The 20,831-nt window shown below is 44.0% G+C and carries 31 protein-coding genes; 16 read left to right on the plus strand and 15 right to left on the minus strand.

Annotated features, from left to right (window positions below):
• Nucleotides 1-114: 114 nt before the first annotated feature.
• From lepA to acpS, 7 genes are all read left to right on the plus strand, one after another.
• A complete protein-coding gene (lepA, locus tag OO184_RS03920) occupies nt 115-1,911 on the plus strand; it encodes a translation elongation factor 4 (protein ID WP_265378058.1) in 1,797 nt (598 codons plus the stop codon).
• A gap of 18 nt (nt 1,912-1,929) precedes the next feature.
• Nucleotides 1,930-2,910 carry a signal peptidase I gene (gene lepB, locus OO184_RS03925; RefSeq protein ID WP_049582192.1) on the plus strand — a complete coding sequence of 327 codons (981 nt, stop codon included), beginning with the start codon at nt 1,930-1,932 and terminating at the stop codon, nt 2,908-2,910.
• Nucleotides 2,911-3,084: 174 nt separating this feature from the next.
• Nucleotides 3,085-3,765 carry a ribonuclease III gene (gene rnc, locus OO184_RS03930; RefSeq protein ID WP_265378059.1) on the plus strand — a complete coding sequence of 227 codons (681 nt, stop codon included), beginning with the start codon at nt 3,085-3,087 and terminating at the stop codon, nt 3,763-3,765.
• Entirely contained in the window at nt 3,762-4,670 is a 909-nt protein-coding gene (gene era, locus OO184_RS03935; protein ID WP_265378060.1) for a GTPase Era, read from the plus strand. Before rnc ends, era begins: the two co-directional genes overlap by 4 nt.
• Nucleotides 4,671-4,678: 8 nt before the next feature.
• Complete coding sequence (recO, locus tag OO184_RS03940; protein WP_265378061.1) at nt 4,679-5,404, plus strand: DNA repair protein RecO; 726 nt, start codon at nt 4,679-4,681, stop codon at nt 5,402-5,404.
• Between the two features lie 69 nt (nt 5,405-5,473).
• Nucleotides 5,474-6,205 carry a pyridoxine 5'-phosphate synthase gene (gene pdxJ / locus OO184_RS03945; RefSeq protein ID WP_265378062.1) on the plus strand — a complete coding sequence of 244 codons (732 nt, stop codon included), beginning with the start codon at nt 5,474-5,476 and terminating at the stop codon, nt 6,203-6,205.
• Entirely contained in the window at nt 6,205-6,585 is a 381-nt protein-coding gene (acpS, locus tag OO184_RS03950) for a holo-ACP synthase (protein ID WP_265378063.1), read from the plus strand. The genes pdxJ and acpS overlap by 1 nt, the downstream gene beginning before the upstream one ends.
• 2 nt (nt 6,586-6,587) lie before the next feature.
• On the opposite strand, the gene OO184_RS03955 is transcribed toward acpS, so the two are convergent.
• Entirely contained in the window at nt 6,588-6,848 is a 261-nt protein-coding gene (locus tag OO184_RS03955; RefSeq protein WP_049582186.1) for a YfhL family 4Fe-4S dicluster ferredoxin, read from the minus strand.
• Nucleotides 6,849-7,064: 216 nt separating this feature from the next.
• On the opposite strand from OO184_RS03955, the gene OO184_RS03960 reads away from it, so the two are divergent.
• Nucleotides 7,065-8,465, plus strand: a complete 1,401-nt coding sequence (locus tag OO184_RS03960; RefSeq protein ID WP_265378064.1) for a recombinase — start codon at nt 7,065-7,067, stop codon at nt 8,463-8,465.
• A 208-nt stretch (nt 8,466-8,673) separates the two neighbouring features.
• Here the strand turns inward: OO184_RS03960 and OO184_RS03965 are convergent, their stop codons facing one another.
• On the minus strand, nt 8,674-9,006 hold the full coding sequence (locus OO184_RS03965; RefSeq protein WP_265378065.1) for a hypothetical protein: 333 nt from the start codon (nt 9,004-9,006) through the stop codon (nt 8,674-8,676).
• Here OO184_RS03965 and OO184_RS03970 point away from each other — a divergent pair.
• Nucleotides 8,999-9,163, plus strand: coding sequence for a hypothetical protein (locus tag OO184_RS03970; RefSeq protein WP_265378066.1), 165 nt, complete (start codon nt 8,999-9,001; stop codon nt 9,161-9,163). The two genes, OO184_RS03965 and OO184_RS03970, sit on opposite strands and share 8 nt — an antisense overlap.
• Before the next feature lie 62 nt (nt 9,164-9,225).
• On the opposite strand, the gene OO184_RS03975 is transcribed toward OO184_RS03970, so the two are convergent.
• The 13 genes from OO184_RS03975 to OO184_RS04035 form a co-directional block, all read right to left on the minus strand.
• Complete coding sequence (locus OO184_RS03975) at nt 9,226-9,468, minus strand: hypothetical protein (protein ID WP_265378067.1); 243 nt, start codon at nt 9,466-9,468, stop codon at nt 9,226-9,228.
• The gene (locus OO184_RS03980) at nt 9,465-10,040 is read right to left on the minus strand and encodes a beta clamp domain-containing protein (RefSeq protein ID WP_265378068.1); all 576 of its coding nucleotides are present in this window, start codon (nt 10,038-10,040) and stop codon (nt 9,465-9,467) included. Before OO184_RS03980 ends, OO184_RS03975 begins: the two co-directional genes overlap by 4 nt.
• A 12-nt stretch (nt 10,041-10,052) precedes the next feature.
• Complete coding sequence (locus tag OO184_RS03985; protein WP_265378069.1) at nt 10,053-10,652, minus strand: hypothetical protein; 600 nt, start codon at nt 10,650-10,652, stop codon at nt 10,053-10,055.
• A complete protein-coding gene (locus OO184_RS03990) occupies nt 10,652-11,386 on the minus strand; it encodes a Rha family transcriptional regulator (protein ID WP_265378070.1) in 735 nt (244 codons plus the stop codon). The genes OO184_RS03985 and OO184_RS03990 overlap by 1 nt, the downstream gene beginning before the upstream one ends.
• Before the next feature lie 2 nt (nt 11,387-11,388).
• Nucleotides 11,389-11,673 (minus strand): hypothetical protein, encoded by a 285-nt coding sequence (locus tag OO184_RS03995; RefSeq protein ID WP_265378071.1) that lies wholly within the window; start codon nt 11,671-11,673, stop codon nt 11,389-11,391.
• Nucleotides 11,673-11,960: an ANR family transcriptional regulator gene (locus OO184_RS04000; RefSeq protein ID WP_265378072.1), complete on the minus strand. Its 288-nt coding sequence runs from the start codon at nt 11,958-11,960 to the stop codon at nt 11,673-11,675. Before OO184_RS04000 ends, OO184_RS03995 begins: the two co-directional genes overlap by 1 nt.
• Before the next feature lie 13 nt (nt 11,961-11,973).
• Nucleotides 11,974-12,339, minus strand: a complete 366-nt coding sequence (locus OO184_RS04005) for a hypothetical protein (RefSeq protein ID WP_265378073.1) — start codon at nt 12,337-12,339, stop codon at nt 11,974-11,976.
• Nucleotides 12,340-12,450: 111 nt separating this feature from the next.
• A complete protein-coding gene (locus tag OO184_RS04010) occupies nt 12,451-12,612 on the minus strand; it encodes a hypothetical protein (RefSeq protein WP_192900914.1) in 162 nt (53 codons plus the stop codon).
• 21 nt (nt 12,613-12,633) lie between these two features.
• A complete protein-coding gene (locus tag OO184_RS04015; RefSeq protein WP_265378074.1) occupies nt 12,634-12,969 on the minus strand; it encodes a hypothetical protein in 336 nt (111 codons plus the stop codon).
• A complete protein-coding gene (locus OO184_RS04020; RefSeq protein WP_265378075.1) occupies nt 12,957-13,271 on the minus strand; it encodes a hypothetical protein in 315 nt (104 codons plus the stop codon). Before OO184_RS04020 ends, OO184_RS04015 begins: the two co-directional genes overlap by 13 nt.
• Complete coding sequence (locus OO184_RS04025; protein WP_265378076.1) at nt 13,264-13,458, minus strand: hypothetical protein; 195 nt, start codon at nt 13,456-13,458, stop codon at nt 13,264-13,266. Before OO184_RS04025 ends, OO184_RS04020 begins: the two co-directional genes overlap by 8 nt.
• A gap of 83 nt (nt 13,459-13,541) precedes the next feature.
• A complete protein-coding gene (locus tag OO184_RS04030; protein WP_265378077.1) occupies nt 13,542-13,745 on the minus strand; it encodes a hypothetical protein in 204 nt (67 codons plus the stop codon).
• A 401-nt stretch (nt 13,746-14,146) separates the two neighbouring features.
• Complete coding sequence (locus tag OO184_RS04035; RefSeq protein ID WP_265378078.1) at nt 14,147-14,749, minus strand: helix-turn-helix domain-containing protein; 603 nt, start codon at nt 14,747-14,749, stop codon at nt 14,147-14,149.
• Between the two features lie 126 nt (nt 14,750-14,875).
• On the opposite strand from OO184_RS04035, the gene OO184_RS04040 reads away from it, so the two are divergent.
• The 7 genes from OO184_RS04040 to OO184_RS04070 all read left to right on the plus strand — a co-directional run bounded on the left by OO184_RS04040 (nt 14,876) and on the right by OO184_RS04070 (nt 20,664).
• Entirely contained in the window at nt 14,876-15,103 is a 228-nt protein-coding gene (locus tag OO184_RS04040) for a transcriptional regulator (protein WP_265378079.1), read from the plus strand.
• Between the two features lie 2 nt (nt 15,104-15,105).
• On the plus strand, nt 15,106-15,426 hold the full coding sequence (locus OO184_RS04045) for a hypothetical protein (protein ID WP_312023682.1): 321 nt from the start codon (nt 15,106-15,108) through the stop codon (nt 15,424-15,426).
• A gap of 207 nt (nt 15,427-15,633) precedes the next feature.
• Nucleotides 15,634-16,527, plus strand: a complete 894-nt coding sequence (locus OO184_RS04050; protein ID WP_265378080.1) for a hypothetical protein — start codon at nt 15,634-15,636, stop codon at nt 16,525-16,527.
• 3 nt (nt 16,528-16,530) lie between these two features.
• Nucleotides 16,531-18,078, plus strand: a complete 1,548-nt coding sequence (locus OO184_RS04055) for a DEAD/DEAH box helicase (RefSeq protein ID WP_265378081.1) — start codon at nt 16,531-16,533, stop codon at nt 18,076-18,078.
• Nucleotides 18,075-19,043 (plus strand): DUF7146 domain-containing protein, encoded by a 969-nt coding sequence (locus OO184_RS04060; RefSeq protein WP_265378082.1) that lies wholly within the window; start codon nt 18,075-18,077, stop codon nt 19,041-19,043. Before OO184_RS04055 ends, OO184_RS04060 begins: the two co-directional genes overlap by 4 nt.
• Nucleotides 19,040-19,903, plus strand: a complete 864-nt coding sequence (locus tag OO184_RS04065; protein WP_265378091.1) for a helix-turn-helix domain-containing protein — start codon at nt 19,040-19,042, stop codon at nt 19,901-19,903. The genes OO184_RS04060 and OO184_RS04065 overlap by 4 nt, the downstream gene beginning before the upstream one ends.
• Complete coding sequence (locus OO184_RS04070) at nt 19,900-20,664, plus strand: antitermination protein (protein ID WP_265378083.1); 765 nt, start codon at nt 19,900-19,902, stop codon at nt 20,662-20,664. The genes OO184_RS04065 and OO184_RS04070 overlap by 4 nt, the downstream gene beginning before the upstream one ends.
• Nucleotides 20,665-20,831 lie beyond the last annotated feature (167 nt).

The raw sequence follows: 20,831 nt of genomic DNA on the forward strand, positions 1-20,831 counted from the left end.
TGTAGAATACAGCCTTTCAGGCCGGTGGCCGACCTAATAAACTGTCGCTTTATGTCCCTCTGTGTGTCCATTAGGCGAATGATTCAGAAATATCAAGGCAGAAAAATATTTATAATGAAGCAAATACGAAATTTCTCCATTATTGCTCACATTGACCACGGTAAGTCGACGTTATCTGACCGTATTATTCAAATTTGTGGCGGCTTAACAGATCGTGAAATGGCAGAGCAAGTGCTAGATTCAATGGATCTGGAGCGTGAGCGTGGTATCACCATTAAGGCCCAAAGTGTTACCTTGGATTACAAGGCGAATGATGGGCAACTCTATCAATTAAACTTTATCGATACGCCGGGGCATGTTGATTTCTCATATGAAGTTTCCCGTTCACTAGCTGCCTGCGAAGGGGCATTGCTGGTGGTTGATGCGGGACAGGGAGTGGAAGCCCAGACGCTGGCTAACTGTTATACCGCGTTGGATATGGATCTAGAAGTTGTTCCTGTGCTGAACAAAATCGATTTGCCAGCGGCAGAACCTGAGCGCGTAGCGGAAGAGATCGAAGATATTGTCGGTATTGATGCTACCGATGCAGTGCGCTGTTCAGCTAAAACGGGTGTTGGTGTACAAGACGTCATTGAGCGCTTGGTTAAAGAGATTCCAGCGCCGGAAGGCGATCCTGATGCGCCGTTACAGGCGCTTATCATTGACTCATGGTTTGATAACTACCTTGGTGTTGTCTCTCTGGTGCGGATTAAAAACGGTACCTTGCGTAAGGGTGATAAAATCAAGGTAATGAGTACTGGTCAGGTATATAACGCCGATCGCCTCGGCATTTTCACCCCTAAGCGTGTTGATCGCGATGTGTTAGGTTGTGGCGAAGTGGGCTGGTTAGTTTGTGCGATTAAAGACATTCTTGGCGCACCTGTTGGGGATACCTTGACACTGTCCCGTCAACCTGCGGAAAAACCGCTTCCGGGCTTTAAAAAAGTGAAGCCACAGGTTTATGCCGGGCTGTTCCCTGTTAGCTCTGATGACTATGAAGGGTTCCGTGACGCATTGGGTAAATTGAGTCTGAATGACGCTTCGCTATTTTATGAGCCGGAAAGTTCTTCTGCGCTAGGTTTCGGTTTCCGTTGTGGTTTCCTTGGTCTGTTGCATATGGAGATTATTCAAGAGCGTCTGGAACGTGAATATGATCTCGACCTGATTACAACGGCGCCGACGGTTGTTTATGAAGTGGAGACAACTAACCGCGAAATTATCTATGTGGATAGCCCCTCTAAACTACCGCCGCTGAATAATATTGAAGAGCTGCGTGAACCCATTGCTGAGTGTCATATGTTGTTGCCTCAGGAGTACTTGGGGAACGTCATTACATTATGTGTTGAGAAACGCGGTGTGCAAACCAACATGGTTTACCACGGTAAACAGGTTGCGCTAACTTACGAAATACCGATGGCAGAAGTGGTTTTGGACTTCTTCGATCGATTGAAATCTACCTCTCGTGGTTATGCTTCGCTGGATTATAATTTCACTCGTTTCCAGTCATCTGATATGGTTCGTGTGGATGTATTGATTAACGGTGAACGAGTTGATGCATTGGCGTTGATTACTCACCGTGGCAATGCACAGTACCGAGGCCGGGAGCTGGTGGAGAAGATGAAAGAACTTATTCCTCGTCAGCAGTTCGATATCGCAATTCAGGCTGCGATTGGTAATCATATTATTGCTCGCTCAACAGTGAAGCAATTGCGTAAAAACGTCTTGGCGAAGTGTTATGGTGGTGACGTCAGCCGTAAGAAAAAGCTATTGCAGAAACAGAAAGAGGGTAAGAAACGAATGAAACAAGTGGGTAACGTTGAGTTACCACAGGAAGCTTTCTTAGCCATTCTTCATGTTGGTAAAGACAATTAATAAGCTTAAGGAGTCTAAATGGCTAACACTTTTGCCCTGATCCTAACGTTGGCAACGTTAGTCACCGGCATTATTTGGTGTATTGATCGTTTCAAATGGGCACCAGCGCGCAAGAAAAAACTTGCCAGATTGCAAGAGTTGACTGAAGGTACAATGGATCAGGAGCATTTGGCTGAGACTATTAACAAGCCAACATGGGTGGATACTTGTTCATCTATTTTTCCTGTGTTAGCCGTGGTTCTGATCCTGCGCTCCTTTGTTTATGAGCCTTTTCAGATCCCATCGGGTTCCATGATGCCGACTTTATTGATTGGCGATTTCATTCTGGTGGAGAAATATTCATACGGATTGAAAGATCCCATCACTCAAACAACACTGATTAAGACTGGCAAACCAAAGCGTGGCGATGTTGCCGTATTTAAATACCCGTTGGACCCGAGTTTTGACTACATCAAACGGGTGGTTGGTTTACCGGGCGATAAAATTATTTATGATCCGGCAAAGAAAGAGTTGCGTATTTTTTCTAATTGCAGCAAAACAGGGAATTGTCAGGAAGAATTACCGGTTTCTTACGGTTCACTATTCCCAAGTGAATGGACAATGCAGCAGTATGGTGTCGATTCCAAGGGTGAAAGTTTGAAAAAGGTAGGTGTTTTCCAAATCCCTGTTGAAGAAACGTTGCCGCCTTACAGTATGCGGCAGGGTGAACGGATTGAGAATCTGGACGCGGTAACCCACCATATTTTGGAGATTCCAGGTGTACTATCGGTACCTAATTTCCGTCAGCCTGGCTTGCCAGAGGGAATGTGGATTGTGCCTGAAGGCCACTATTTTATGATGGGCGATAACCGTGATAATAGCGCTGATAGCCGTGTATGGGGTTTTGTTCCTGAGAAGAATCTGGTCGGCCGCGCTTCAGCTATCTGGATGAGTTTTGAAAAACAGGAAGGAGAATGGCCTACCGGAGTTCGCTTCAGCCGTATTGGTGGAATTAATTAATATTTTTATATTAGCGAAGCATTAATTTTACTCGCAGTGTAGAATGTCCTTTCAAACTTAATGACTGGCTCCTACGAGGAGCCAGTGCAAACGCAACAGTTTTGTCAGGGTTTCTGAACAGGTTTGTTGCGTGTGCGTTTTTACTTGACGAATTCTGACCGATATTGGTAGCACATGAATCCCATTGTAATTAACAGATTGCAGCGTAAGCTGGGGTACACTTTTGATCAGCATGATCTGCTGATACAGGCGTTAACTCATCGTAGTGCCAGCAGTAAACATAATGAGCGGCTGGAATTTCTTGGCGACTCAATTCTGAGTTTTGTTATTGCCAATGCGTTGTATCATCGTTTTCCTCGTGTTGATGAAGGGGATATGAGCCGCATGCGCGCCACACTGGTGCGTGGTAATACACTGGCTGAGTTGGCAAGGGAATTTGAATTAGGTGAATGCCTTCGTTTAGGGCCGGGAGAACTGAAAAGCGGCGGCTACCGTCGTGAATCAATACTGGCTGATACCGTTGAAGCATTGATTGGCGCGATTTTCCTTGATAGCGATATCCAGATGATTGAAAGAATTATTCTGAGATGGTACGAAACCCGCTTGAATGAAATCAGCCCTGGCGACAAACAAAAAGATCCAAAAACCCGTTTACAGGAATATTTGCAAGGGCATCATCTGCCTTTGCCATCATATCTGGTTGTTATGGTTCGTGGTGAAGCTCACGACCAAGAATTTACTATTCACTGTCAAGTGAGCGGTATCGAACAGCCAGTTAAAGGAACAGGCTCCAGCCGCCGCAAAGCGGAACAGGCAGCGGCTGAGCAAGCATTAAAACAACTGGAGCTTGAATGAGCGAACAAGAAACCTATTGCGGATTTGTTGCAATAGTTGGACGGCCTAATGTGGGGAAATCCACGCTGCTAAATCAGCTTTTAGGTCAGAAAGTATCTATTACGTCCCGTAAACCGCAGACGACTCGTCACCGTATTATGGGTATCCATACAGAAGGTGCGTATCAGACTATTTATGTGGATACACCTGGATTACATATTGAAGAAAAACGGGCGATTAACCGGCTGATGAACCGGGCAGCCAGCAGTTCTATCGGTGATGTGGAGTTAGTTATTTTTGTTGTCGAAGGGACTCATTGGACCCCGGATGACGACATGGTACTGAACAAGCTGCGTAATCTGCGTTGTCCGGTTTTACTGGCTATCAATAAAGTGGATAACGTAACCGATAAAACCAGTTTGTTGCCGCATATTGGTTTTCTCAGTAAACAGATGAGTTTTCTTGATGTTGTCCCGATGAGCGCTGAAAAAGGCATGAATGTTGATACGATTGCCAAAATTGTGCGCGGATATATCCCGAAAGCGACTCACCATTTCCCGGAAGATTATATTACTGACCGTTCTCAGCGATTTATGGCTTCTGAGATTATTCGGGAAAAACTTATGCGTTTCCTTGGTGAAGAATTGCCGTATTCTGTCACAGTTGAAATTGAGCAGTTCGTGGCGAATGAGCGCGGTGGTTACAATATCCACGGTTTGATTCTGGTTGAGCGTGAAGGTCAGAAGAAAATGGTTATTGGCAATAAAGGTAGTAAAATCAAAACCATTGGTACTGAAGCCCGTCAGGATATGGAAAGGCTGTTTGATGTAAAAATCCACTTAGAACTGTGGGTTAAAGTTAAAGCGGGTTGGGCTGATGATGAGCGGGCGTTACGTAGCTTGGGCTATGTCGATGATCTGAAATAAGGATCTCTGTGGACGGTTGGCAACGTGTTTTTGTTCTGCATGGTCGCCCTTACAGTGAAACTAGCCTGTTACTGGATCTGTTCACTGAAAATGAAGGGCGAATTAGCGTGTTGGCAAAAGGCGCACGTAGCCGTCGTTCCAATTTGAAAGGCTGCTTGCAGCCCTTTACCCCATTGCTGGTTCGTTGGAGTGGGCGGGGAGCAATTAAAACGCTGCGTGATGCAGATCCTATCTCTCTGGCCCTTCCTCTTACTGGCAGCGTGTTGTACAGCGGTTTATATATCAATGAATTGCTGTCAAGAGTGCTTGAACAAGGAACGGCTTATCCCGCCTTATTCTTTGATTATCTCCAATGTTTGCAGGTTCTTGCTGCCAGTGAATATACCCCGGAATATGCATTACGTCGGTTTGAACTAGCGTTGCTGGCAAATCTTGGTTATGGCGTTGATTATCTGCATTGTGCGGGCAGTGGCGAACCTGTAGCTGACACGATGACCTACCGTTATAGAGAAGAAAAAGGCTTTATCGCTAGCTTGGTTGTTGATCATTACAGTTTTACCGGGCGCGAATTAAAATCACTGGCAACTCGTGAATTCCCTGATTCTGAGACATTAAAGGCAGCAAAGCGTTTTACGCGTATTGCATTAAAGCCTTATCTCGGTGGTAAGCCGCTAAAAAGTCGTGAATTATTTCGGCAATTTGTACGTCAGAAGCCTGAAAAGAAAGAAAACTAATGAATTTGTTTCTCTTCAAGATGGAAAGTGTAAACTTGTCATATTCTAATATGACTACAGGAGATAAATGTGGCTGAAGTATTATTAGGCGTGAATATCGATCACATTGCGACGGTGCGCAATGCTCGTGGCACCAATTATCCTGATCCGGTCCAAGCGGCTTTTGTTGCGGAACAGGCGGGAGCAGATGGTATCACCATTCATTTACGTGAAGATCGCCGTCATATTACCGATCGGGATGTAGAACTGTTGCAGAGAACCATCCAGACGCGGATGAATCTTGAAATGGCCGTGACAGATGAAATGGTAGATATTGCCTGTCGTATTAAACCTGAATTTTGCTGTTTGGTGCCTGAAAAACGGCAGGAAGTGACAACAGAAGGGGGCTTAGATGTTATTGGTCAGAAAGATAAGGTTGCTGCGGCGGTTAAGCGTCTATCTGATGCGGGTATTCTTGTCTCGTTATTTATTGATGCGGAACATCGACAAATTGATGCGGCTAGTGAAGTTGGCGCACCTTTCATTGAAATTCATACAGGTGCTTATGCCGATGCAGAAAATGAAGTAGAACAGGAAAAAGAATTTCATCGTATTAAAGAAGCCGCGACTTATGCAGCGAGTAAAGGTCTAACGGTTAATGCCGGTCATGGGCTGACATATCATAATGTACAACGTATTGCTGCTCTGCCAGAAATTTATGAGTTGAATATTGGTCATGCCATTATTGGACGTGCGGTATTCAGTGGTTTGACTGCTGCGGTGGCAGATATGAAAACCCAAATGCGGAAAGCTCGCCGTTAATGGCTATTATTGGGTTAGGTACAGATATTGTTGAAATTGCCCGTATTGCAGGGGTTGTCGAGCGCTCAGGCGAGCGCTTGGCAAAACGCATTCTCAGTGAATTAGAATGGGAGCAATACCAGCAACATGAAAAACCGGTTCGTTTTTTGGCTAAACGCTTTGCGGTAAAAGAGGCCGCAGCAAAGGCATTAGGAACCGGTATCCGTAATGGGCTGGCATTTAACCAGTTTGAAGTGGTTAATGATGCACTGGGAAAACCGATTTTGCGGCTCTATGGCGCGGCGGCAGCGTTGGCTCATCAATTAGGAGCGACCTCTTTGCATGTGACATTGGCCGATGAGCGTCGCTATGCCTGTGCAACCGTTATTCTTGAGCGTTAATTTCAGATTTTATCTGCATGATGCAGTAATACAAATTTATCCCACAGTTGCTCTTCTGTTTCTTGTCGGTCTGGATCGGTGATAATGGTATTATTTATCGGACAGACTGATTGACAAGTTGGCGTATCATAATGACCGATGCATTCAGTACAACGGTCGGCATCAATCTCATAAATTTCATCTCCCATCGATATTGCCTGATTGGGACATTCGGGCTCACACATATCACAATTGATACAGCTTTTTTTGATTAATAACGACATTTCAATCTTTTGTGAAAATTATATCTGTAAATCAATGAATTAAAATGCTTTCGTATTCGTTACTTTTGTCCGTGTCTTGTGTTTTCATACAGTATGTTTTACATTGGAAAACCTTCTTCCGTAACACAAAACCGCAACACATGCCTATTTTAAGGAGATGAAAAGCGGTAATGTGTGAACATAAATATCAATATGATGATATTACAGGATTTTTCGATGAAAAATACAGTAACACAAACAGTTAAGCACTCTAAAAATGACGAATACTTAAGCGCATTAAAGAGTTGGGACTCTTGCAAGCCCCCGTACACAAGCTCACACATAAAAACCTGTGTTACGGCTGCAAAGGTTATATTAAAACAATTAGGTAAACCACGTCGATCTAAGTATGAAAAAGAAAACTATCTGAGGATAGATTTTAGTAAGGCAGGAAAGGTTACAATCTACGCCGAATACCCGAAAAATATGGGATTAAAGGGTCGGAAATTGGGAGAGTGGCCGGAGTTAACTTTAGCTATCGCCAGAGAAAATGCACAGGAACTTGCGAAGGAAGGATTGACGGCGGAATCCGTACATCAGGTCCTTGCTTCATATGAAAATGACTTGCGAGCAAAAGTCGCTAGAATGAAACTTGGTGAAAATAGTTTCCATACATATAATTGCAGAATAAAACAATTAAAAGAATCATTCAGTTCGCGGGAAGTCTTTAGTAATGTCACTTACCAGCGCTTAATTGAAGCTCTTGATTTATGGATTGAAACAAAATCTAACAATCAAGCTTACGAGTTATTTGCAGAACTACGGAGATTCTGGAAATTTGCGGCCCCCTTACATTGTGGTGGTAAAAATATCGCTGCTAGTATTCCAGACGACTATATTTCTTCCCGCGTACAACGTCCCACTCCTACCCGTCGATTTACAGATATAGAGTCTATTGCGCAATTATGGGTCAACGTTGCGGCATGTACTTCTGTCCATCAAAAAAATGCGATTCGTTATATGATTCTAACTGGCGTCAGGCCAATCAATGTGGCTAATTTGCGATGGGAATATGTTAACGAAGATGCTGGAGAAATTATCTACCCTGCTGGGTTAACAGGGATGCGCGGAGCAATGAAAACCCAAAAAGAGTTTCGATTGCCAATCACGCCAATGCTGAAAATTATAATTGATGAGCAAAAAGCGTGGCGTGATTCTGTAAATGGGTGCAACAAGGACTATGTATTTTTGCAGCCAAGAAATATAACGCAACCATTCGCGAAACGTTCGTTAGATAAGCTGATAAAAACCCATAGTCCTGATAATGCGCTGAAAGGAGTTGTCCATGATGGAACGGTAAAAGGAAAGTCTAAGGCATTCAATACAATGTGTAGAAAGTTCTTGAAAAGTAACATCATCGCCCAGATGAGGGCAAAAGGCCATTCTCGTTCTGATACGAAGGAGATTAGCCTTTTATGCATGCATCATTCTAATAAAAATTCAGATCCTATGGCCGAGCATTACGATTTTTCTGACGAGATATTACAAGAAGAAATATCGCTAAAACGGCAAGCATTTGAAGCTCATGAAAACAGTATAATGACACATGTAACCCTCTTACGAAGGAAAAGGGGCTAATACATGCTTCTGCATTTTTCTTTAAATGCAATAACATTCTTATACTCGTACCGGACGACTTTATTTGTGAACCTGATAGGCGCTAATATTTTTTTATGTCGATGGTGATTATTCCAATCCGCCAATGTTTTTTGAGTAATTCCCCCTAATAAGGTACAAACTTGTTCGGGGGTCAATAAATCATCATCTTTGTACAATCTTTCCATGCTCATTTCTCGCCTCTCTGATAACCATTCTCCAAAATTATCCTTGCTACCGTTGCCGGAGTTGTCTTGTCACTCCAGACAAGATCATCAATCAGAAAGTTCAGTTCAGCAGCAAGTACGGCTTCTAAGTCTTTGGGCCAATACTCATACACAATATCGCTGTAATAAGAATATTCGATGACTTTAAGTGTCACTAATGCCATCTCTTCTGGTGTTCTGTCAGCCTTTCTGTAACCGGCATTCCAAACCGCTTCGGTGATATTAGATGGATCTCCCGATGGATCTCCCCATGCCGAGGCTATTACTTGGGTTAAGTGGAATGAGTTATTGATCATACTTTTTCCTCTGGTGACTAACGGTATCTATGTCTTGCCCGCAAAAAGGGCAGTAATTCAGCATAATGCCACTGCCAACAAACTCACCAGAATGCAACTGGACAATATCAGTGCCCGGTTCCCCGGTTTTCATGTTGAACCTCATTGGCAGAAATAGCCCCTTGCTTCGTTTTGTTGGTGTACCGAATTCGAACGCTTTTGCTAATCCGTTACAGACAGTTAACTTGTTCCCATTCTTCTGTCACCGTGCGCCTCCCTAAAAAGGATTTTGTATGCCCGCAATACATGCGTTGTTTTGCCTGTGATAGTGGTTTTCCTTAATAGAAAACCAGCAGACCGAGCGCGAACAGGTACCATTAACAGGGCGGCATCGACACAACGATTATGCTTGCGGCACTCAGTTATAAAGCTGGTCACAATGATTTTTGAAACCATACCTTCATCGAGGTATTTGATTTTCATAATTCCCATCCCCTCATTTCCCGCTCTATTACTTCGAAAATATCCTCTGGGCAGGGCATGACTATAAAAACAGGGTTGCCGTAATACTTGTTCGTCAACGGGCAGAACCGAAAGCGGCAAGCTGTCTTCATGCCGGATGGCTCCATTATCATCGTTCCCACCCCACCAAACATCTGAGAGGGGTAGGACAGATATTCGGTGCGAAAGAACGGCATAACATCCTGCTTCTCTGTTGGGATGATTTTGTCAAAATCAGGAAAACGACCATTCAGTATTTTCAGATTATTAAAGCCAAACAAGCGACCCTCTTCATCATAGTGAAATGCCTTGCTACCTCCGTCTAAGTCTATCTTTGTGTTTTCAGCGGCTTCTGGAATATCGCCATCAAACCGAATAATCAGATCAATATCGGTATCAATGTTGTGCTCCATACGAACAGCAACATGCCCGTTAGCAGCCTCAATATATTTACGTGATATATGCACCCCGGTTAATCCAGGGTATTTTTCCGCCAGTTTTTCTTTGGCTGCACAGACCAGTGCGGCGCGTAATAAATTGGTATCAATAATCATGTGATTCTCCTGTCAATGAAGGACGGGCATAGAGTCAAACTCGCCAGCCTCTGCCGCTTTGATTAATGCATCATGCAAGATAGAAAGCCCCTCGCGCCCTTTCTCAGATAACCAGTTACCGCTCTCCGGCTGCATATTGATAAAATCCATGTACATTCTGACCGCCATATCTGCCCCGTCTTCGCTACCGGACCGCTCAAAGGCGATCCCTTCAATATGGGTTGCTAACATCACGCGCTCTACTAATGGGTAGACCGTGATTGCAGATACACCATTAACGTAAATCGCTGCGGTATCGGTGCCGCCTTTGTCGTTATCAACTTCACGAGTACCGTTTCTGTCTATTTGCTCTCGCACAAACGAGGCTGATACAACCCATCGCCACAACATCAACCGTTGATCGCTGGTCGGCGCATGGAAGCCCGCTTTCCAGCCATGAGAAATAGCCGATACCAATTCAAAGCCCAGCAATAAATCATTGTCATATTGGCCGGCGTCCAACGATACCAATGCTTCTGCATAACTCATGATTTTGCTGTTCGCCGCATCAGTGATGACAATGACGCCATGCTTGCCGTAATCAAATGCTATTTCAGTGTGATGTTTGTTCATTACTTACCCTCCCAGCCGATAACCTGAAACAGACCCATTTTGGGGTGATACCATTTGGATTTGCGTTGTTCAGCTTCGCTCATCATCAGGCGGAATGCGCTCATGAAGTCTTCCTCAAATACGATTTTCATCGGGCGAGGCTGGCCGTCTGGCGTCAGGATGGTGATGCTGTCCGTTGGTACGTTGTAGACTTCTGCCAGCGTCCGGCACTTAGCATCGGTCAAACCGCATTTAACGCGGAGGAGGGAGTAGCCAACCCATCCGCTAGGAATTGCGCCTTGCTTAATGCGTTCGATGGTTTCAGAAACCTCTTCAACTTTTTCTTCAACTTGGTTAAGGCGGCGTTCCTGTTCCACTTGTGCTAAGGCGTAAGCAAGATTAAGTTCAGCCTGGGATTTTGGTTTTGTGGCGCCAGACTCCAGAGCAAACCAGCGATCAATGATGGAGGCCCGACGTCTTACGTCATATCCGGTAATCAGGATTTCGGTATTTCGGCGATCAAGGAGAATTTCACTGATAAAGCCCCTCTCATCAATAACAACAGTAATTCCCGCAGTAAACATAACTTGTTGATTTCTATGATTCCTCAAAAATGAGGAATCAAATTCAATGTTATAAACGGCTTTCAGAATTTCCCGGATGTCACGAATAACGTTATCGTGACGCTTATCTGTTAGCTCAGCAATCTCACGACTGCTCATCATTGGCTGATTGCTGGTGGTTATATTGGTCATTTTCATACCTCTTGCTTTTTCATTGCCTTAAGTAAGGCTTTCTTGAATTTCTTTTCTTGGCACAGGTCCAGGTACATAATCATTAGCGTTTTGTTTAACCAGATTTCATCAGTGTCGGGATCACGCCTGACACTATCGGGATAAATCGCGAGATACTCTTTCACTGCATCCAGTGACAGGAACTCTTCCGGTGTTAATTTGCGTGCCTGCCTGCGATTGTGGGTTACTCTGGATTCCCGACTGACAGAAGTCACACCAGATGTATGCGGTTTGTTTTGACAGCCCATTACGAACCCTCCGCTTTATCGATATGGATCTTTAGAGCATCAGCGAGTTGTTTCGCTTCTCTCTCTTTTTTGCGGCGTTGTTTGTTATCGGCCTGCCATTGTTCATAGCGTTCATGCAATGAATGACGTTTTAAATTCAGTTCAACGCGATATTCAGCCCATTCACAATTAATTTGCTTCTTGGCATGTTCAGCGACTTTATTCCAGAGAACCGCCGCAATTTCATATTTTTCTTCATGCTCACTTTGAATAGCTCTCTGTGAGAAATTAAAATGGGTAATATTCACTATGAGTCCTTATTTACTGAAAGGTATATTCTGGTGAAAATCCACCGTGTTTAGCCCTTTCTGCAATTAACTTAACGAGGGCTTGCATAAAGTCATCACCTTCATTTGTTAACTTATCCCCATATTTTGACAGATAATCACCGTAGCTATTTAAAATATAGTTATTAGCTTTATCTCGCTTATATTCGTTATAAGCAGGAACTTCGAAAAACACATGTAAAGCTTTCTTTAATATCTCCTCTGATAATTCAATAGTACACATAGAGCCATCATGAAGACTAACAGCAATGCAATAACTACCGGTCTTTTTCATCATTGCATCAAGTTTTGCTGCTATTAAACGATTTCTGTAACGTTCAATTAATGTTTGATTACTCATAAATACAATCCTGATTTCAGGCTGAGACAATCCTCAGCCATTAAGCTGTAATTAAAAGTTAACTGATTATTGCATTGTTAATTCAGCATGCACGGTTGTTATTTTCAGGTATTATTTTTTTACCCCCGTCAATCTGAATTCAACATTAACTTCATCAAATATACCTTTTAATAATTCGACTTCGCATTTTGCTTCATCGTCATTATCGGCTTCAACCCAGAGCGTTGTCGCCTGACTGTTAATTGAGAGATAGATAATTTCAACTTCGTACATTTTTACAACTCCTGACTTTAATTAAGGTATGACTGGACTATTTTTGACAGTAGCATTAGTAAACCCTTTTCTTAATCGCCCGGTTTTACTGAGAGCGTCAATATACTGTTCGCTAGATATATTTATTTTAGGTTCCTTTTGGCTTTTAATCTTTTCTATTTGCCTCCCCATTGTTTCAATTTCTTTTATCAGTCCGAAAACCAGATCTTGTATTGCACCGATAGCATAAGATTCATCACAGTCTTTTTTATATGATTCCTGCCATATGTGAAGAAGTGCTTCTATTTGTTTTGTCTTTACCTCTGTATATGAGAAAGCGGTCTCTAAATCAAACATAGCTTTTTTTAAATCAAACATAATCGCCTCTCTTTATTTATTGTTGTTATGTTCGCAATGTCAATTAAATTGGTAAGTTGTTTAATTACTTCCAAGAGTAAAAGACTGTCCGGCCTGCCTTTGTTTTTTGATGAGGTATCAAGTTCATCGTAAATATCTTTAAGCTTAACTAATTCATTAAAGAAATCGTCATTGTCAGCAAGATCTGACTGGCTATTAACTACGGCCACAAATTGATCATGGAGTGCAATGTAGCTTTCCCAAATAATTTTAGCTGGAGTTACATTGACAACCTGTGGTGAAAACAATGTTGTATTAAGCATGTTTCACCTCATTATTAATTTGGCCCATCCATACAATGAAATATCCTGAAAACATTTCGGATAACGCATCTTTGGCTTGCTGATAACTTTCAGCTACGTATTTAACTTTGACAATGAGCTGTTCAGTATCGGCGTGTTTTTTGACTGCAAAAATAAAAGTCTTTATGTTAGTATTTGTATTGAACATAGTAATCATGCCTCAAAGTGCTTATTCTGTTCAGGCTCTGGTACCCGACGCCAATCAAACACCAGAGCCATTTTTAAATTAATTCAGTCAAGATTAGGCTTGCTTGCTCCCAGTACGGACTCAAGGGAGCAGTTGATTTCATGGTTAATATCACATACAAGAGCAATTAGTTCGCACAACTCACCTGAACATTTTTCTTTGTCAGCCATACTTGTAATGACTTCATAGAGTGAACAGGCTAAACCGGAACGATATCTTGCATCATCTAAAGTGATTGGTTTACGCATGATCTGTCTCCATGTTATAGCGTTTTATTGCTGAAAAAATAAAAGTCTTCTTGAACATAATAATCATACCTCGGTGTGTTTATTGTTGTTCCTGCTCATTCAGCCACTTCTGTTTCTTCTGGTGATTAAAACTATCACCTTGGTGGTATTTAATCTATCACTATGGTTTTAATTATTCTAGACCTATAGTGATAAAAATTTATTTTTTATTTTATGAGATTGAAATAAAAGAAATTTTTGTTAAAAAACAAAAAATGTTTTTTTATCTTGATAATTGTAATGATTTAGTTAAAAATTAAGGTACTGTACGTCTAAACAGTACCTTAAGGGGAAAGAATGCCAGAACTATTGCGAACGCACCCAGGGATTTATGCTACAGCAATCGAAATTGAACGGGGTTATTATCGTCTTCGTTTCATATCGCGGAACAGGTATACAATAACACCCACTAATTCAACGTCAGGACTAATAGGAGTTAATGGTACCCTAGAGTCATCAACCGATAGAAAGCCGAAAGCACCACCTTGTACAAAACGATATACAGAGTAGTTTTCTCCTATGCGCGCATATACCAAATCATTGTTAGCTGCTTTTTCTGATCTATCGATTACAATTAAAGAACCTTCTGGAGCTTCTGCGCAGCCAGTATTTTGGGTGATTCTATACGCTCTGTATGTGTCAGATGATTCAAAGAATCCCGGAATCATAATTGTATCCCCTGTATCACTATCGGCATCATAGATTTTTACAGGAAATGATTTAGTGCACTTTACCACCACTGAGGCGGGCGAGTTATCTGGGTGCATGGGACCGCTGCCATCACTAAGCCACTCTGGGCGTACACCGAGAACCCTAGCTAAATCAACAACTTTAGTAGTGCTCTGCGCTTTTCCTGTGGTTAATTTCCATATCATGGACTGAGCCATGTCTACTTCTTTGGCAAGAGAAGACTGCGTGAAGTCTTTCTTTCTCATTGCTTCTTTTAGTCTTTTCGCGAATGTCATACCCACCTCTTCAATAAGTTTTGTTAATTCTATCTCTAAAGTGATATCTTTGCAAAAACACTATAGTGATTGATTTATCTTTTTGGTGATATTAATATCACTATGGAGTTAATGAGAGGATGGAGTATGAAAAATCTTGCGGTAGAAAAGGCTATAAAAATTGTAGGTAATCAAACAATACTTGCCAATGCATTAGGGTGTCGACAGTCATTAGTTAGCGCTTGGTTGCATGGAAAGAAGCGCGTTTCTGTTTCATCTGTTCTTGACATTGTGGACCTTACAAAAGGCGAAGTTCAACCTCACGAATTACGTCCAGATCTTCCAAAGGTATTTCCACCGCCCGGAAATTATTAACCATGTTCCCTAATTACGCACAGGTATCAATGCCATCTCAATATTTTCCTGATGACGGCAAGTGGATACAGGAGATGTTGTTGAGTCTTGATCCGGCTACACGGGCAAAAATCACGGTTAAGTATGCCGAGGTTTATCAAATCGCATGGGATGAAGAACCGGTTTCGTATCGGAAAGATAACGCAGCGAGACGGGCGGCAAACATCAGGCTCAGGGAGTTTGTCAGGAAGTATGCAAGAGCGAGTCAGGGTTATACCGAGAAGCCGCTTAGGGCACCGAAAGCACAGCCAGAGAACCAGCCCCAATCGGAGGTGGCAGGATGATCGCGGTGGTATCAGGCAGTACGGAAAAGGCTGTGTCTTCTGGCTGTGGGAGCGGTGGTGAGGGGATCACTAGGGCTAACCATGAGGAAACAGTCAAATGAGAATAATTATCAAAGTGGGTAAAAAGCCCCAAAAAAACCCAAAAAAGTGGCAGTCAGGAAAAAGTATTAAATAAGTACCCCCTTATTTTTTTTAGGACAAATGAGAATGATTATCAAAAACGAAAAAGCAGAAAAGATTATCAAAAAACATCGTGCTCTTGTGAGCTGGAAGCCGGCACGAGCCGTTGCTGAATTAATCGCTGCGGGCATGTCAGAGTCTGAAGCCGCCGCTATGGTCAAGGCCAACGCGCCGGCACGGAAAACACATAAACCTCACAAACCTCATAAGCCCCACAACAGCCATGCAAAACCGGTGGATCTGGAAGCGCTGAGCACTCACTACCTCGTGGTGGGTGATTATGACCTGCTGAGTCTCAAGCATCAGGACGCATTGATTGCCGCTATCCGAAACGGAAAAGGCAAGAGCTCATGGCATGATGAGCCAATGGCGGTAACGCTGTTCGGGTTAGTTAAAGCCTATCCGATTATCACGACAGCCGAGGTGAATAAATTCCTCTGCCGTAACGCATTTATCGACAGCATTCCGTTGTTCATTGACGGGGAGATGTTTGAGGGTGAAGCCATGCCGTCAGCGAATAACGACAGCGTGAAGGGGGTATTTCGCGCCGTTAAGCAACTGAAAAAAATCACTGACCACTTAGTGGATACCGGCGAATTAACCTTCAAAAAATATCTTGACCGCGTACCGACTGACGAAGATGTCAAACGTGCGGTGGGTATCGTTGCGCCGGTCATCGTTAATCCCTATTTCCATCAAATTGACTATGAGCGTCAATACAACGATATGCCTGCGCGTGAACATGCTGAGGACAGTAAGCGGATTATCAACGAGTGGAAAAAAGGACTAAAAATTAAGGGAGGCAAGAAACCGGTCGAAACTTTGGCGAGTCAAACACCGGCTCTTGCGGGCACCACAGAGAATTCAGCACCTGTGAGCGATTATGTCACCAAATCCGCTTCAAGGGAATGGGGGAAGTAAAACATGCTGACGATCACCCCAAATACAACCCAGAGCCGCGCCTTGTCCATGTTGCGCCAGAACTGGAAGCAGCACAGTACATTCATGGTATATGCGCCTACTGGGAGCGGTAAAACAGGCTTATCGGCATTCATCACAGCCGGTTTCGTCTCTCGCGGAATGCGGGTGATGTTTGTCGCGCCTTACTTAACTTTGGTGCGTCAGACTGCTACCCGGTTTATTCAGTACGGACTGCCAGAGGAAGAAATTGGCTACGTATGGCGGGATTACCAGCCCCATGATCCGAACCGGCTAATTCAGATTGCCTCGGCTGACACGCTTATTCGTCGTGACATGCCAGACAACATCGACTTGTTGATCATTGACGAGGCCCATTTGCGCCGTAAAAAACTGCTTGAGGTCATTCAATATCTTGCAGAGAACACCGGAGTAAAGGTTGTCGGCCTGTCAGGAACGCCATTCTCCCCGTTTCTGGGAAACTATTATCAACAGCTTTTGAAACCAACAACGATGAAGGAGCTTATCGCTAAAGGCGAACTTAGCAGTTATGAATTTTATGCCCCCACCAAGCCGGACCTGAAAGGCGTAAAACTGACATCAAACGATGACTTTGGGCGGGATTACAAAGAAGACCAGCTTGCCGAGATCATGGGGGATTCAACGCTGGTGGGCGATATCGTCAGGAACTGGCTGGAGAACGGTAACGATGAACCGACGATTTGTTTTTGCGTCAACGTGGCCCATGCCAATTTTGTTACAGTCGAATTTAACAAAGCCGGTGTCAATGCCGAGGTGATCATTGCTGAGACGCCCCCGGAAGAAAGACAAATCATCATCCATCGGTTTGAACAGGGTGTAACAAAAATTTTGGTGAGTGTTAGTACACTGATAGCGGGATTTGATAGTGACGTCCGGTGCATTATCTACGCCCGGCCTACCAAATCAGAAATCAGATGGACTCAAAGTCTTGGCAGAGGCTTAAGGGCTGCTCCGGGTAAGGAGGCGTGCCTTATCTTCGATCACTCCGGCACGGTTCACCGACTTGGCTATCCAGACGACATCGAATATGACGAGCTGCCATCTAAAAGTGACGGAATGAAAGAGGCTTCTCGTCGTACTGACAGCGATAAAGCTGAAAAGCTGCCGAAGGAGTGTCCCTCTTGTCATTACATGAAACCCGCAGGTGTTTATGCCTGCCCCAAGTGTGGATTTAAGCCCTTAAGCGGTGAAGATGTTGAAGTGGATCGCTCCCGTGGACTGAAAAAGCTTAGCAATAAAGCGCATGTTTATACGCAGGCTGAGAAACAGAGCTTTTATTCACAGTTGAAGTATTACCAGAACCAGCGGGCAGCACAGGGGAAGATCCTTAGTGATGGTTGGGTAGGCAATACCTTTAAAGACAAATTCGGCGTCTATCCACGCGGTTTGCATAACACCCCGCAGGAGCTGACACCGGAAGTCAATAACTTCATCAAATGGAAACAGATTGCTTATGCAAAAAGTCAGGAGAAAAGGCAACTCAGTTCAGCCACGCAGGGAGGTAGCTTATGAAAACAACGGATGCCGTTATCGGAAAATGGTCGATAGTTTTTGAGCATTACGGTTTACCCCCCATCACAGGGAAAAAGCATTACAAGGGCAAATGTCCTATTTGCGGTCAGAAGGGAAAATACCGCTGTGATGATCAAGATGGGCGCGGAACCTTTATTTGCGTTTGTAATACTGGTGATGGGTGGAAATTACTTTCGCTGACGCAGAAAAAAGATTTCGGAACGCTGGCGAATGAGATCGACGCCTTTTTGGGTATCCAGTCCGACAAGCGCAGTGTGGTTAAAAAAGAAACTGATATCACGGCCTTTAGGAGTCGGGTAACGGCCTGTTACCCCAATATTCTCAACCTGAAAGGGACGCAGGGGGAGGCTTATTTACGGAACAGAGGCATTCATATTCTGCCTGCTGACAATATGAAGTATTGCCCCGATCAGCCCACCCACAAAGGGAAACTACAAGCCCTCTGGTCACTGGTTACGGATGCCAAAGGAACGCTGTGTTACCTGCATCGTACTTATCTCGACGGTGACAAAAAGGCTGACATTACGCCGCAGAAAAAACTGGATGCGACACAGGAAGAAAATTATCGCAACTATGCCGTGTCACCTGCTATTCGCCTGTTTCCAGTTTCATCAGCACTGGGAATAGCCGAAGGGGTGGAAACGGCACTGTCATGCAAGCAGATATACGGTGTTAATACATGGTCAGTGGTAAACACCAATTATATGAAGCGCTTTCTGGTGCCTAATGGGGTTAAGCATCTCATTATCTTCGCGGATATGGATTGGAACGCCGCAGGTCATGACGCCGCTATGGAGTGCGCACATAAGAACCTGCTGGCAAATAACGAGTTAGAAAAGGTCAGTGTTCGCTGGCCTGATCATGGTGATTTCAATGACACCCTCATCGACGGTGATGAAGTCAGGGAGTTGGTATTTATGAAGAAGCAACGGGAGAAAAAATAATGACGGACAACTTAGCGCACAAAGCCCTTTTCACTATTCCTGAACCCCGTTACAGCACGGCACTGGCAACCGTGAAGCCGTTGCCTGTTCAGAGGAAGATTACCGGAAACAAACAGGTGGATGCTTACCTGTGGGTATTGGAAGTTATTAAAACTAACGAGTCCGCACATCTTGACGCCGCCGAGGAAGCGTTGAAGAAACTAAAAATCACCCCCAAAGAGGCACAGAAAAAATATTCCGATTACCTGATGAAGTCAGGAGTGCATGCCTTTCAGATTGCGTTTGGCACGATAAGTATGGACAACCCACAAGGCTATATTGACCGGGCGAAAGAGCAGATCAAGGAGGCGGTTAAGGTCAGGGCTTCTTTTGCAAGCTATGAGGCTGCGCTGGAACTGACCGAACCAGAAAAATTAATGCTGGTGGGGGAGCTGGCAGAAATTTATGAACCTTTCTACTACTGGAACGAGAAAGAGCAAGCAGAGGGGTGTATGTATGGTGATCGCGTTAATGAAACGGATAAATTACGCAAGGCGACGGCCAAGGGTTTCACTGAACAACTCCCAGAGCCGCATACCTTGTCTGATGTTATTCGTGAGTTCCTTTATTGGGATTGGTTGTATCAGATGCGCAATGTGGCGGCTAAAGAACTTGATCCCGGTGGATACGGCATTGATGAGAGAAATTATCTCTATGACCGGGAAGATTATCTTGAGGGGCGTTTGGCAGTCATCCCGGCCATGAACCGTCAGGAAGCGATAGACGTTTGTAAGTGGGTACTGTCCGAAGAGCGATTCCATGACCGCTCAGAACTGACCGACAAGATTATCCTGAATCTGGTAGGGGAATGTGCCGCATGAAATTAGAATCAGCACTAAAACATTTCAGCCCGAAAGGACTGGCAATCAATCATTCGTCTAAATGCACGTCAACGGACAGGATCACCGGTACTGATATCATGGCGGCATTAGGCATGGCCGAGTCTAAGGCTGAATTTGGAATGGCGGCGTTCTTCGGCAAACACGGCGTCAGCAATGAAGATACCATACGAACCGTTGAGCAACTGACTTTGTATGCCAGACGTCAGGTACCCAAACTCATTACCAAAGCGAGTGGGCGCCAGTCAGGAAAATGCCTGGTGATATTGGCAAAAATGGCTTTTGAGGAATATTCCCGATCAGCCGCTACAACCAGCACATGCACACATTGTAATGGGCGTGGGCTAATATCCGTTCAGCGTGATATGATTAAATATGCGGGATATAAGGATGTAATAGAGCAACGCGTAGAAACTGAGTGGGTAGATGAACTTTGCTCTCCTTGTAACGGCAAAGGGATTGTATCAAGCCGTTGCCGTTGTAACGGTACCGGGAAAGTCGTTGATCGTGAAGCAACCAAAGCTACGGGTGCGCCAGTGATTAAAATCTGTGAGCGTTGTTCTGGTCGCGGTTATAGCCGGGTGCCATCCTCAGTGGCATATACAGCCATTAAGGCTCTTTTGCCAGAGTTAACCCAATCAAGCTGGTCACGTAACTGGAAGCCATTTTATGAAAAGCTGGTGGCGAAATGTGATATCGAGGAAAGCAGAGCAGCATCTGAATTTAGCAAAGTAACGCGATAAAAAAGAGAGGGCTTGCGTTTTGCATAAACTTGGCGTAATCTCTCCAAATAGTGGGGAATTGTAGCTATGCTCACTAAAGAATATTTAGACCCGCCTAGGTGCGGGTTTTTCTATCCGAAATTTAATATGAAAGATGAATTTTATGAAAGACGAATTTGACGGATTCT

Origin of the sequence: Photorhabdus aballayi (assembly GCF_026153155.1) — a bacterium.
Taxonomy (GTDB): Bacteria; Pseudomonadota; Gammaproteobacteria; order Enterobacterales; family Enterobacteriaceae; genus Photorhabdus; species Photorhabdus luminescens.